General features: G+C 74.0%; 11 protein-coding genes and 1 pseudogene. 3 read left to right on the top strand and 9 right to left on the bottom strand.

Going from position 1 to position 13301, the window contains the following annotated elements; translation table 11 throughout:
* Positions 1-175 precede the first annotated feature (175 nt).
* Together DFJ68_RS19035 and DFJ68_RS18980 are read left to right on the top strand one after the other, a co-directional pair.
* A pseudogene (locus DFJ68_RS19035) lies at positions 176-517 on the top strand (NAD-dependent epimerase/dehydratase family protein); the annotation flags it as partial.
* Positions 518-618: 101 nt separating this feature from the next.
* Complete coding sequence (locus tag DFJ68_RS18980) at positions 619-1086, top strand: Rossmann-fold NAD(P)-binding domain-containing protein (RefSeq protein ID WP_276330708.1); 468 nt, start codon at positions 619-621, stop codon at positions 1084-1086.
* A 148-nt stretch (positions 1087-1234) separates the two neighbouring features.
* Here DFJ68_RS18980 and DFJ68_RS14660 read toward each other — a convergent pair whose 3' ends face one another.
* The 9 genes from DFJ68_RS14660 to DFJ68_RS14620 form a co-directional block, all read right to left on the bottom strand.
* Positions 1235-2386 (bottom strand): vWA domain-containing protein, encoded by a 1152-nt coding sequence (locus tag DFJ68_RS14660; RefSeq protein WP_121034365.1) that lies wholly within the window; start codon positions 2384-2386, stop codon positions 1235-1237.
* A gap of 1 nt (position 2387) precedes the next feature.
* Positions 2388-3371: a VWA domain-containing protein gene (locus DFJ68_RS14655; protein WP_121034363.1), complete on the bottom strand. Its 984-nt coding sequence runs from the start codon at positions 3369-3371 to the stop codon at positions 2388-2390.
* Positions 3368-4438 carry a DUF58 domain-containing protein gene (locus DFJ68_RS14650; protein ID WP_121034362.1) on the bottom strand — a complete coding sequence of 357 codons (1071 nt, stop codon included), beginning with the start codon at positions 4436-4438 and terminating at the stop codon, positions 3368-3370. The genes DFJ68_RS14655 and DFJ68_RS14650 overlap by 4 nt, the downstream gene beginning before the upstream one ends.
* The gene (locus DFJ68_RS14645) at positions 4417-5625 is read right to left on the bottom strand and encodes an AAA family ATPase (RefSeq protein ID WP_121035410.1); all 1209 of its coding nucleotides are present in this window, start codon (positions 5623-5625) and stop codon (positions 4417-4419) included. The genes DFJ68_RS14650 and DFJ68_RS14645 overlap by 22 nt, the downstream gene beginning before the upstream one ends.
* Positions 5626-5696: 71 nt before the next feature.
* On the bottom strand, positions 5697-6464 hold the full coding sequence (locus DFJ68_RS14640; protein ID WP_121035409.1) for a S1C family serine protease: 768 nt from the start codon (positions 6462-6464) through the stop codon (positions 5697-5699).
* 404 nt (positions 6465-6868) lie between these two features.
* Positions 6869-7252, bottom strand: a complete 384-nt coding sequence (locus DFJ68_RS14635; protein WP_121034360.1) for a universal stress protein — start codon at positions 7250-7252, stop codon at positions 6869-6871.
* A 145-nt stretch (positions 7253-7397) separates the two neighbouring features.
* Complete coding sequence (locus DFJ68_RS14630) at positions 7398-9380, bottom strand: tripartite tricarboxylate transporter permease (RefSeq protein WP_121034358.1); 1983 nt, start codon at positions 9378-9380, stop codon at positions 7398-7400.
* A 7-nt stretch (positions 9381-9387) separates the two neighbouring features.
* Positions 9388-10761 carry a hypothetical protein gene (locus DFJ68_RS14625; protein WP_121034356.1) on the bottom strand — a complete coding sequence of 458 codons (1374 nt, stop codon included), beginning with the start codon at positions 10759-10761 and terminating at the stop codon, positions 9388-9390.
* Positions 10762-10861: 100 nt separating this feature from the next.
* A complete protein-coding gene (locus DFJ68_RS14620) occupies positions 10862-12091 on the bottom strand; it encodes a PrpF domain-containing protein (protein ID WP_121034353.1) in 1230 nt (409 codons plus the stop codon).
* A 257-nt stretch (positions 12092-12348) separates the two neighbouring features.
* On the opposite strand from DFJ68_RS14620, the gene DFJ68_RS14615 reads away from it, so the two are divergent.
* Complete coding sequence (locus DFJ68_RS14615; protein WP_121034351.1) at positions 12349-13287, top strand: LysR family transcriptional regulator; 939 nt, start codon at positions 12349-12351, stop codon at positions 13285-13287.
* Positions 13288-13301 lie beyond the last annotated feature (14 nt).

Here is a 13301-nt window from a genome sequence, read left to right as displayed (position 1 = left end):
CTGTCCCACCCACGCCCCACCCACGCACCACCCACGCACCACCCACGCACCACCCCTGCCCCACCCCCGGCCGACCGGCATCCGCCGCCGTCGGCCCCCACTCCCGGCCACCCGGCATCCTCACGACCCACGGTCGGAGGACACGGGCGGCGGGACCTGACCCCAGGAGCTCGTCATGCGTGTTCTCGTCACCGGTGCATCGGGCTGGATCGGCTCGGCCGTCGTGCCCGAGCTGCTCGCGGCCGGCCACGAGGTCGTCGGCCTGGCCCGGTCGTCCGCCTCCGCCGAGCGGCTCGAGGAGGCCGGCGCCACCGCCCTGCACGGCGGCATCGACGACCTTCACCTCCTCACGGAGGCCTCCCGCGAGAGCGACGGCGTCCTGCACCTCGCCTTCAAGCACGAGCTGGCCTTCTCGGGAGACTTCGCCGGCGCCATCGCTGCCGACCGGGCCGCCATCGACGCGATCGGCGAGGCGCTCGCGGGCAGCGACCGGCCGTTCCTCAACGCCTCCGGCTCATCGGCCTCGCCGAGGAGGGCGAGACCGTCACCGAGCAGCACGGGCACGAGGTCGACCCCGGCCAGACCGGCGCCCGCGCCCGGGTCGCCAACGGGGAGCGGGTGCTCGCGTACGCCGAGCGCGGCGTGCGGGCGGCGGTGGTGCGGCTGCCGCCGACGGTGCACGGCGAGGGCGACAACGGCTTCATGGCCGCCATCGTCGGTGCGGCGCGCGCACAGGGGGCGTCGGTCTACGTCGGCGACGGCGCCAACCGTTGGCCGGCGGCCCACCGCTCCGACGTCGCGCGGCTCTACCGCCTCGCGCTCGAGGGGGCGCCCGCCGGCACGACGCTGCACGCGGTCGCCGAGGAGGGGGTCCGGTTCCGCGACGTGGCCGAGGCCATCGGGCGGCGCCTGGGCGTGCCGGCCGTGTCGGTGACGCCCGAGGAGGCGGGCGAGCGCCTCGGCTTCCTCGGCGAGTTCGTCGGCGTCGACACCGTCGTCGCGAGCACGGCCACCCGCGAGCTGCTCGGCTGGCAGCCGCAGGGCCCGACCCTGCTCGACGACCTCGAGGCGGGCCGCTACGCCTGACCGGTGCGCCTGAGGTCATCCGGCCGTCACCCGGCGGACGCGCGCACACCCCACGGACGGCCGCACACCTCACCGACGGCCGCGCACCGTGCAGGGTGCGTCGCCGTCCGCACGGTGTGCGCCTGTCCGTCGCGGGTGCGGCCCGACGTCAGCTCAGGGTGCTCCAGCGGAGCGACAGGGCCAGGCCACCGACGAGCAGGGCCGCGGCCGCGAGGGCGAACCAGGCGCTGAGGTCGACGTCCTGCTGCTGCACCGTGACGTGCCGCGGCAGGTCGCGCAGCACGGAGGTCAGCTGGTCGGCGTCCGTCGCCGAGAAGTACTGCGCCTGCGTCGTCTGCGCCACCACGCGCAGCGCCGGCTCGTCGACGACGAGGTAGTTGCGCCCGCCGGCGTCGGTGTACCGCTGCGAGGTGTCGCCCCTGCCGAACCGGGGCGAGGCGTCGCCGAGCTGGTCGCGCGAGCACACGAGCTGCGTCGGGTTCTTCGTGCCGAACCCGATCGGGTACACCCGAACCCCGCGTTCGGCCGCCTGCTGCGCGGCCTGCTGCGGGGTGACACCGCGCGTGTTGGCGCCGTCGGTGAGCAGCACGACGATCTCGGGGGCGAGCCCACCGGGTGAGGATGCCGGCCCGCCGGGTCCGCCTCCCGGCGCACCCGGGTCGGTGGCCGGGCGGGTGGACGAGGGGGCCGGGGTCGGCGAGAGCGCGCCCGCACCGGCGGCACCGGCGGCATCGACCGGGTCGCTGCGCTGGACGCCCGGGTCGAGCTCGGCGATGGCGTCGATCGAGGTGAGGATGGCCGAGCCGATGGTCGTGCCCCGCCCGGTCGTCACCCCGTCGAGGGCGGCGACCAGGTCGTCGCGGTCGGTCGTCGGGGCGACGGCGAGCTGCGAGAAGCCGGAGAAGAGCACGAGCCCGACCTTGGTCTGCTCGTCCTGCGCCTGCACGAACCCGCGGACGGCCTGCTGCGCCGCCGCGAGCCGGTTGGGCTGCACGTCGGTGGCGCACATCGACCCCGAGACGTCGAGCGCGATGACGACCGTCGAGCTCGACACCGGCACGTCGGCACGGACCTGGGGCCGGGCGGCGGCGAGGCCGAGCAGGGCGAGGCTGGCCAGGACGAGGCCGACGGGGACGTGGCGCCGCCACGACCGGACCGGCCCGGCCGCGGCCCGCACGAGGGCGATGCTCGAGTACCGGACGGCGACCCGGCGGCGACGCCGCAGCTGCCAGACGTACGCCCCGAGCAGCACCGGCACGGCGAGCAGGGCCACGAGCAGCAGCGGCTGGGCGAACCCCATCTCAGACCACCCGCCCCTGGCGCAGCACGGTGACGACCGCCCCGGCGAGCAGCAGCAGGGCGGCGGCCGCGGCCACGAGCGACGTCACCTCGCGCGGCACGCTGCGCACGGTCCACGTCGGCTCGACCGCGTCGTAGACGGCAGCCAGCGACGCGGCATCCGACGCCTGGCGGTACGTGCCTCCGGTCGTCTCGGCGATCCGGCGCAGGCCGGTCTCGTCGAGCTTCGTCGCGACGCTGAAGCCGTCGACCTGCAGCACGGTCCCGGCGGTGCTGCCGAGCCCGATCGGCTCGATGCGCACGCCCGCGGCCGAGGCGAGGTCGGCGATCTCCGCCGGGTCGCTGCCGCCGGTGTTCTCACCGTCGGTGAGCAGCACGACCGCGGTGCCGCCGTAGAAGCCGATGTCGCTGCCGTCGGTGCTGCCCTGCTCGGCGTCGCCCGCCTTGACGGGCCTGCCGGCGATGGCGCTGAGGGAGGCGAGGATGCCGTCACCGAGCGAGGTCTCGCCCTGTGGTCGCAGGCGGGCGATGGCGGCCAGCACCGCGGCCCGGTCGTCGGTGGGCCGTTGCGCGACGATGCCGGTGCCGCCGAAGGCGACGACGCCGAGCCGCACCGTGCTCGGCTGGCGCTCGACGAAGGTGCGGGCCGCTGCCTTGGCCGCGTCGAGCCGGGTGGGGGCGAGGTCGGTCGCGGCCATGGAGGTCGACACGTCGAAGGCGAGCACGACCGTGCCCTCGCGGCGCGGCTCGGCCACCGCGGCGACCGGCCGGGTCAGTGAGACGAGCATGAGGGCGAGGGCCGCCACGAGCAGGGCCGGGCCGACGTGGCGCCACCGGTCGCGGCGGGGCGCGCCGACCGCGACGAGACCTTGCTCGGCCAGGTCGAGGCGACGCCGCTCGCGCTGCGCGAGCAGCCGCCGGTAGCCGACGAGCAGCGGGGGCAGGACGAGCAGGCCGAGCAGGGCCCAGGGCCAGGTGAGCGTCATCGGGGTCCTCGGCGTCGTCGCCGTCGCAGGCTCGCGATGCGCACGAGGGAGCGCACGAGGTCGTCGTCGGTGCCGACCCGGTACAGCTCGACCCCCGACCTCGCCGTGGCGGCGGCGATCTCGGCCTGACGCCGGTCGGCGGCGGCTCGCAGCCGGGCCCGGAAGCCCGGGTCGCTCGTGTCGACGAAGATCTGCTCACCCGTCTCGGCGTCCTCGACGTACACGGCGCCGGCGTCGGGCAGGTCGAGCTCGCGGGGGTCGGTGACCTGGATGGCGACGACGTCGTGGCGCTGCGCAAGACGGCCGAGGTGGGGCTCCCACCCCGGGGCGGTGATGAAGTCGGACACGACGATGACGAGCGAGCGCCGTCGGGCCAGGCCCGACGCGGCCCGCAGCAGCACGGCGAGGTCGGTCGACGAGCGGGCGCGGTCGGTGTCGGCCCCCGCGCGGGCCGCCGCCCGGCGGTCACGGCGCTGCCGGCGCCGGGCCAGCCACCCCGTGGGCCCGACGGCGCTGCGATCGGCGCGCCCGGTGCGCCCGGTGTGCCCGGACTCACCGCCGGCGTCGCTGTCGCGCTCGTCCCGGTCGGCGGCGGCGCGGCGCTGGGCGAGCAGGGCCTCGGCGATGCGCAGCACCTGCACCCGCCCCTGCGCGGGTGGGATGACCCGCTCGACGTCACGGTCGAGCACGACGGCGCCCACCCGGTTGCCGCCGCGGGTGAGCACGTGCGCGAGGGTCGTGGCCACCTCGGCCAGCACAAGGCTCTTCTGCCGGTCGACCGGCCCGAACGCCATCGAGGCGGAGTGGTCGAGCAGCAGCCACGCCGTCAGCTCGCGGCTCTCGACGTACTGCCGCACCCACGGGGTGTCGAGGCGTGCGGTGACGTTCCACTCGATGTGCCGGGGGTCGTCGCCCGGCTCGTACTCGCGCAGGTCGGTGAAGTCGAGACCGCCGCCCGTGAAGAGGCTGCGGTAGTCGCCCTGCAGGCGTCCGTCGAGCGGCCGCACGACCCGCCACTCGAGGGTGCGCAGCAGCCGCTCGGCCGTCAGGGGCGGGGCCGCGACCACGTCGACCCACCGGAATCGCCTGTGTCACCGCTGAACCCGACGCCCGTACTGCCGCCACGGCCGCCTTGCCGGCCGCTGACCTGCATGCCGCCCTGCCCGGGGTCGCCGTAGGGTCCGCCGCCGTCGGATGCCGGTGGGCGGGGCGGGTACGCGTTCCACCCCTCGACGACCGCCGAGGCCCTGCGGTCACCGAGCGGCACGGAGGGCACGGGTACCGCGTCGATGATCGGGCCGAGGAGGTCGTCGGGCGAGAGATCCTCCGCGAGGGCCTCGTAGCCGAGGACGATGCGGTGGCGCAGCACGTCGCGGGCGAGGTCGCGGACGTCGGTCGGCAGCACGTGGTCGCGCCCGCGCAGGAAGGCGAGGGCCCGGGCCGCCAGCACGAGGTTGATCGAGGCCCGGGGACTGGCGCCGTAGGTCAGCAGGCGCGCGAGGTCACCGCGACCGACCGAGGCCGGGTCGCGCGTCGCCGTGGCCAGCGACACCGCGTACTCGATGACACCCGGGTCGACGTACACGGCATCCGACTGTCGTTGGAACGCGCGCAGCTGGTCGGCGTCGATGACCTGCACGGCGCGAGCGGCGGCACCGATCATGCGCTCGACGACGACGAACTCCTCTGCGGCGGAGGGGTATCCGACGAGGACCTTGAGCATGAAGCGGTCGACCTGCGCCTCGGGGAGCGCGTACACGCCCTCCGACTCGATGGGGTTCTGGGTCGCCATGACGAGGAAGGGGTCGGGGGCCCTGAAGGTCTCGCGGCCGATGGTGACCTGCCGCTCCTGCATGACCTCGAGCAGGGCGCTCTGCACCTTGGCCGGCGCCCGGTTGATCTCGTCGGCGAGCACGAGGTTGGCGAAGACCGGTCCGAGCGAGACCTGGAACTCGCCGTCGCGCTGGTTGTAGATGCGGGTGCCGAGCAGGTCGGCGGGGACGAGGTCGGGCGTGAACTGCACCCGCTTGAAGTCACCGCCGACGGCGTCCGCGAGGGCCTTGACCGCCATCGTCTTGGCCAGGCCGGGCACGCCCTCGACGAGGAGGTGCCCGCGAGCGAGCAGCGCGACGAGCATGCGCTCGAGCAGCTCGTCCTGCCCGACGATGACGCGCTTGACCTCGTAGAGGGCGCGCTCGAGGGCGTGGCGCGCGTCGCCGGCGGATGCCGTCGGGGCCGGGGTGCTCTGCGTCATGCGGTCCTCGCTGGGTGGGGTCGGAGACGGTCGCTGGCGGTCGGTCGGGTCGGTCGGGTCGTTCTGGTCGGTCACTGGGGCGGACCACCGGCGGCACCGCCGGCGGTGGCGATGGGGACGGCGAAGCCGATGCCGATGAACGAGCTCTCGTCGGACGGGTTGGCGAGGCCGGTGACGATGCCGACGACCTGACCGGCCCTGTTCAGCAGGGGCCCACCGGAGTTGCCGGGGTTGACGGCGGTGTCGACCTGGATGAGGTCCTTGAGGGTGCGGCCGCCCTCGACACGCACGGAGCGGCCGAGGGCCGACACGACCCCGGCCGAGAGAGAGTCGGTGAGGCCGAGCGGGTGACCGACCGCGAACACCGGTGCTCCGACCACGACGCCGCCGCCGAGCACCGCCGGCACGACGGTCTCGGGGAGGTCGGCGGGGGCGAGGGTGGCGATGTCGCTCTCGGGCTGGGCCTTGGCGACCGTGGCGTCCGAGCTCGTGCCGTCGGCGTAGGTGACCTTGATGGTCGTGGCCCCCTCGACGACGTGCAGCGCGGTCAGCACCGTGCCGTCGGCGTTGACGATGACACCGGCCCCGGTCCCCTGCCCGGCGCCGCGACCGGCGGCGGAGTCGGCCGGCTGCTGGGTCGTGATGAGCACGAGCGAGGGCTGGATCGCCTGATAGGCCACGGTGGCGTCGGACGGCCGGGCCGCGTCGGCCGTGGCGCGCTCGTCGAGCTGCTTCGCCGTGAGGGCCTGCACGTCGCGGGTCGTCAGCGCCGGCGGCGTCTCGGGTCGGGTGACGAGGAAGAGGTCGGTCGCGGCGACGAGGGCCACGACCGCGGCCACGACGAGCCAGAACCTCGGCGGCGTCCGGCGACGGTGCCGATACCGCTCGACCGCCTTGTCACGGGCCCGCCGCCAGCGGGGCTTCCGCCCGTCCGGCGGCGGCGCAGGGTCGAACACGTCACCGAGGCGCTCGGCGACGGTCGTCCGCGGTGGAACCGACCCTGCCACTCCCTGAGCCTACGGTCGAAGCGGTGGGTTCGGCAGTGCTCGGCACCGCTCGACACCGCAGGACAGGTGCTCGCCAGCCTTCGGGAGCCATCGGGAGCCATCAGCAGCCATCAGCAGCCATCACCAGCCATCGGCGCTGCTCAGCAGGGCAGGGGGGTGGCCCGACCGCCCTCGGGCCACCACCCGGCATTCGCCCCGACGACCGGCGTTCACGGCGGGTACGACCTTGGCCGGCGTCAGGCCTTGACGGCGAGCACCGGGCAGGTGGCCTCGAGCAGGATGCGCTGCGCGGTGCTGCCGAGGATGAGCTTGCCCACCGGGGAGCGGTGGCGCAGGCCGAGCACGATGAGGCGGGCGTCGTGCTGCTGAGCGATCTGCACCACGGCGTCGCTCGCGTCGGTGAGCGGTGAGTGGCCCAGGCTCACCGTCAGGCCTGCCTCCTCCATCCGACGCGCGGTCTCGCCAAGCTCGTCGACGATCTCCTCGACGCCGGCGGCCCGGCGCCGCGGGTCCCCGTCGACGACGACGAGGTGGTCGCCGGTGCGCAGGGCCTCTCGCCCCGCGTGGGCCAGTGCGGCCCGGCCGGGCTCGGTCGCGGAGTGGACGGCGACGACGGTCATGCGGCGCTCCTCGGGTCGACGGGGTGGGCGGGGTCGTTCGGCCCGGACGGGCGGGTCAGGTGTGACGGTTCGACCGGCTCGACCGGCTCGACCGGCTCGGACGGCTCGGACGGCTCGGACGGACCCGTCGCACGGTGCTGACGGCTCATCCCAGCAGACCGGTCGGCAGGTCGACGGGAATGAGCGACGGCAGGGCGAGTAGGGCCGCGCCGAGCACGAGCGTGTAGATGACCGTCGTCTTCGCGCGGGCCCGGGCGATGAAGAGCAGGTACGCCGGCACGAAGACCAGCACGGCGGCGAGGTAGCCGACGACCATGACGAGGGCGAGGAAGCCGACCATGATCGCGAAGGTGCGCAGCGCCGTCGTCACGGTCAGCGTCTCGGCCCGGCCCTGGCGGGTCCAGGTGCGGCGGTGGCGCAGCTCCTGGCCGAGCAGGACGAGCCCCACGACCAGCCCGACGACCGACACCAGCCGGGGCAGCAGCGCCGCCTCGGGCGAGAAGCCGCTGCTGGCCCAGAGGGCCCCGCCGAACACGACGACGGCTCCGACCGCCACCGACAGCGACCACGGCGAGTTCTTGAGCAGGCCGTCGGTCTCGGCTTCGTCGTCGGAGTGCATGAGCTGCGCGGCGGCCCCGTGGCCGTCGTCGGCGGCGAGGTCACGGCGGGTGCGGACCCACTTGACGAGCGCCCAGATCGCCGGCCCCACGAGCACGGCGAGGAAGACGATGACCCACGGGCGGGCCATCCAGCCGAGGCCGTCGTTGAGCGAGTCGGTGAGGTAGTAGTAGCGCTCCATCGGGATGGCGAGGACGAACCCGATGAGGAAGGGCGCGCGGGGCGAGTCGGTCGCCTTGAGCACCCAGCCGATGACGCCGAGCAGGATCATCACCCACAGGTCGCCGATCTGCGCCTCGCCCTGGAAGGCGCCGAGCAGCATGATGACGAGCAGGCCCGGGCCGAGCACCGCGAAGGGCACCTTGGTGAGCTTGGCGAGGGTCGGCGTCCCGAGGAAGCAGAGGAACGCGCCGACGACGCTGGCGATCGCGAAGCACCAGATGATGAGGTACATGAGGTTGAGGTGCTCGGTGACGATGGACGGGCCGGGCTGGATGCCGTAGGTGAGCAGCATCCCGAGCAGCATCGCCGACGGCACACCACCGGGGATGCCGAAGAGCAGGGTCGGGATGAGGTCACCGGCCTCGACCGAGTTGTTGGCGCTCTCGGGGCCGACGATGCCGCGCGGGTCGCCCTTGCCGAACTTGCGCTTGTCCTTCGCGGTGGCGACGGCCTGCCCGTAGGCGAGCCACGTGCCGGCGGTCGCGCCGACGCCGGGGAGCACGCCGGCCCAGATGCCGATGAGCGAGCCGCGGATGACCTGCGACCAGTGGGTCAGCCACTCGCGGATGCCGGCACCCCACCCGCCGCCGAGGGTGACGAGGTCGCGGCTGGTGCGGCGCTGGCCGACGCGGGTGGCGATCTCGGCGAGCCCGAAGATGCCGAGCGCGACCGCGACGAGGGACAGGCCGTCGCCGAGGAAGAGGCTGCCGCCGGTGAAGCGCTCCTCGGCGGTCGTGGGCGAGGTGCCCACCATGCCGAGCAGCAGGCCGAGCAGACCGCAGAGGACGCCCTTGACGACGTTGCCGCGCGAGAGCACGGCGGCGAGCGAGACGCCGAGGACGGTGAGCATGAACAGCTCGGGGCTGGCGAACGAGAGCACGAGCGGCCGGGCCAGCGGGATGGCGAGGGTGAGCCCGAGGGCGCCGATGATCCCGCCCGCCATGGAGGAGAGGAAGGCGAGCGACAGGGCCCGTTTGGCCTGCCCCTTCCGGGCCATGGCGTAGCCGTCGAGCATGGTGACGCTCGCGGATGCCGACCCCGGTGCCCCGAGCAGGACGGCCGAGACGGTGTCGGAGGTGTGGACGACGGCCAGGGCGCCGATGAGCAGGGCGAAGGCCTGCTCGGGCTCCATGCCGAACGTGACCGGGAGCAGGATGGCCACGGCACCGGTGCCGCCGAGGCCGGGGATGAGCCCCATGACGAGGCCGGCGGCGACCCCGATGAGGAGCATGAGCAGCAGGGACGGTTGGGCCAGGGACCCGAGGGCACTCAACGCTGAGTCGAACATGGTGGCCTCAATCGATCGTGACGTCGTAGGTGGAGGTGAGCAGCTGGACGACGTGCTCGCGCACCTCGGGGCTGACGGTGTACGCGGCGGCGATGCGCTCGCGGAGGTCGGCACCGGCATCCAGCGGGTAGCCGCCGAGCACCTTGGCGGCGGCCTTCTCGAACGCGGGTGACGCGCCGAGCTTCTCGGCGCTCGTGCGCAGCAGCTCGACGGCGGCGGGGGGCGTCTCAGGGAGGACCCAGAGCCCCTTCTGGTAGGTGTACGTGACGCCGAGGACGGTCTTGTACGCCTCGAGCTTCGCGCCGGAGGGGGCCGTGCCGTAGAGGCTCTCGTACGCCTCGACGACGGTCGGCAGGTCGGCGAAGTTCGGGTCGCGCACGACGTCGCGGTTCTCGTCGAGCTGGCCGAGGGAGAACAGCGCGACGGCGCTCTTCTCCTCGAGCAGCGTCTTGACGGCCGAGGGGTAGGCCGACGTCGTCTGGTAGTCGATGTCGATCTCGCCGCGCTGGAGGGCGAGGTTGACCGGGCCGCGGCCCTCGAAGCCGAAGACGGCGTCGACGTCCATCTCGAGCAGGTCGAAGGCGAGCAGCGTCGTGAGGTCGAGGCCGGTCGCGGCGATGCCACCGAACTTCAGCGGAGTGGAACGGCCCACGACGTCCTTGAGACCTGTCACGCCGGCCCCGGTGCGGGCGTATACGACGGCGCCGGTGCCGTTGGCGAGCACGGGTACGAGCTCGGTGAAGTCGTACCGCACGGCCTGCCGCCTGAGCAGCCAGGGCACGACCGTCGTCGCGGTGCTGACGAGCAGCTCGGTGCCGTCGGGCCGGGCCGAGCTGACGAAGTGGTTCGTGCCCGAGATGCCCTCGCCGCCCGCCTCGTTCGTCGGCGCGAAGCCGGGCGAACCGGGGATCGCGTGGGTCAGCTGAGTACCGATGAAGCGGGCCCACGTGTCGGTACCGCCGCCCTCGGCGAGGGGGATGAGGAACTCGACCGTCTCGCCGGCGTAGTCGCCGTCGACCGTGGATGCCGGGGGGTGCAGCAGGTCGCTGCCGAGCAGCGTCCCAGCCGCGGCGAGCAGGGCGAAGCCGCCCATGACCCCGAGCGCGGTGCGCCGGCTGGGCAGGGGGAGGTCGTCGCCGGCCTCGTCGCCGGCCTCGTCCTCGGCCTCGTCGGTGGCGCTCTTCGCGGTCGCGTCGTCGGTGGCTCCAGCGTCGTCGCTGTCGTCGGACGGGCCGTGCGGGACGCCGGGGCCGTCGGGTCCCGCGGGACCCTCGGCACCCTCGGGACGCGTGGCGCCGTCGCCCGGGGTGGGTCGGGGCGAGACGGATCCGCGGTCTGCTCCGGTCAGCCGGGCGAGCCGGGGGCGGATGGAACGGTTCATCGGGGTGACCTTCTCTCGGACGGCACTGTGCCGGGTCGGTCCGGCGACGTCGAGTCGCCGAGGGTGTGGGGGAGGCGGTGCTGCGAGGGCGTCGCGGCGCTCACGCGATCGCGCGCTGGTGCTCGGATGCCGGTGACCCGGGCGAGCCGGTCACGGCTGCGTCGGTGGCGTCGCTGGGCTCGGTGCTCCGGGCGGTCTCGTCGGCCGCGCTGACGGGTGCACCGGCGACGACGGGCAGCTCGATCGAGCCCTCGACGAGGCGTCGGTACGTGCGGACGGCGGCGACGACGGGCTGGCCGTCCTCGACGGAGTACGTCGTCGTGACGAGCCCCGCCGGCGTCAGCATCGAGAACTCGTGGCCGGCCTCGGTCGCGGTGCCGTCGGCGGGCCCGCCGAGCAGGTCGGAGACGACGGTCCCGGTCTCGCGCGAGGCGAGGGTGAGGGCGACGCTGCCGGTGATGGGCAGGGCGGGGTGGACCAGGCCCATCGACAGCATGCGCACGACGAGGTGGGCGCCGCCGGAGCGCTCGGCCTCGTCCGGTGCGGCGACGACCGCCAGCTTGGGGACGGCGCGGGCCGCCGCCTCGGGGGTGTCGGCCATGCCCATGGCGACGGCGCCGGCGCGGCGGAGGCCGTCGAGCGTCGCGAGCAGGTCGGGGCGGGCGTCGAGCCGGGCCGGGGTCTCGCGGGCACTCAGCCCGAGGTCGGCCGCGCGGAGCACGACGACGGGCGCACCGGCATCCACGAGGGTGGCGGGGACGGTGACGTCGCCGGCGGTCAGGGTGTCGGTGGGCGACCCTGACGGCAGGAGCGAGCCGGTGCTGCGGCCGGCGGGGGAGACGAAGCCGAGGTCGACGCGGGCGCCGGGGACGACGACGCCGGGGATGGTCGTCGTCGGGCGCTCGTCGAGGCCGCCGTCGCGGGTGCCGACGTGCTGCACCATGAGCTGCCCGGTGTTGGTGTTGAGCACGCGGACGCGGGTGCGGGTGCCGGTCGGGGTGACCCAGCCCTCGCGGACCGCGAAGGGCGCGACGACGGCCGAGCAGTTGCCGCAGTTGCTGCCCCAGTCGACCTTCGCCTCGTCGATGCCGACCTGCGCGAAGGTGTACTCGACGTCGACGTCGGGGTCGTCGGACGGGCTGAGGATTACGGCCTTGCTCGTCGTCGAGGTGGCACCGCCCACCCCGTCGAGCTGGCGCGGGTCGGGGCTGCCGAAGAGACCGAGCAGCACGGCGTCGACGGTGCGGCCGGGCAGGTCGAGGTCGGGTCGCCGGAAGACCCAGCACTTGCTGGTGCCCCCGCGCATCCAGGTGGCCGGAACGGCGCTCATGGTCTCTCCCCGGTGAGGTGTGTGGCTGACCTCCCCAGCGTGGCGACGTCGTCGCTGTAGCACCAGCACGCGTTTCTGCATCGGGTTGTAGCAGTGCTGAAGTCATGACGGTCTCTGCAGACCGTGAGACATGTCAAGGACCCCGTCATACCGACGTCAGCCAGCGATCACGCTGTTCGACAGCCGGTTCGATGGTTTTCAGCGTGGGTGGCGTCTGCTTCACTGTCCTGTAGCAGAGGTGAAAGGTGGGCGGAGCCATGCTCGACATCAGGCGGCTGGAGGTGCTGCTCAACGTCGTCGAGCACGGCTCGGTGACCGCGGCCGCGGAGGCGATGACGTACACGCCGTCGGCCGTGTCGCAGCAGCTGCGCCGGCTCGAGACCGAGGTCGGCATGCCGCTCCTGCAGCGGCACGCCCGCGGCATGGTGCCGACCGAGGCGGGGCACGTGCTCGCCGTGCACGCCCGCAAGGTCTTCCGGCAGATGGCGGCCGCCGAGAGCGACCTGCGCGACATCGCGGGTCTGCGGCGCGGCACGCTCGAGCTGGGCACGTTCCCGACGGTCGGCAGCAGCTTCCTGCCGCTCGCGGTCAAGCGGTTCGGCCAGCTGTACCCCTCCATCCAGCTCAACATCCGCAGTGCGCGGGAGGCCGAGCTCATCGAGATGCTCGAGGAGGGCGTCGTCGGCCTCTCGATGCTGTGGGACTACGAGTGGGGCCGCATCCAGGCCGACCAGCTGTCGCTGACCACCCTCTTCACCGACCCGACGGTGCTCGTCGTCGCTGCCGACCACCCGCTCGCCCGCCGTCGCCAGGTCGCGGTGGGCGACCTCGCCGGCGAACGGTGGATCATCCGGTCCAACGACCACCCGGTCGTCGAGGTGCTGAGCCGCAGTGGGCTCGCGGCCGGGTTCGAGCCGCGGATCTCCTTCCGCGCCAACGACTACCAGGAGGCGCAGGCCATGGTCAGCGTCGGCCTGGGCATCGCCCTCGCGCCACGCACGGCGGTCGTCAACAAGCACCCGAACGTGCGGGTCGTCTCGCTCGGCGACACGGCGCCCCACCGGCGCGTACTCGTCGCGCACCGCCTCGACCGCGTGCGGGCGGCCACCGAGATGGCCTTCCAGCAGGTGCTGTCCGAGATCGCAGCCTCCTACGACCCGGACACCGGCCGGGTCGCCGAGAGGCCGGCGACCTGAGCCCGGTGTGACCT

This window comes from Terracoccus luteus, assembly GCF_003635045.1.
GTDB classification, from domain to species: Bacteria; Actinomycetota; Actinomycetes; order Actinomycetales; family Dermatophilaceae; genus Terracoccus; species Terracoccus luteus.
This window is presented reverse-complemented; position numbering and strand designations above follow the sequence as displayed.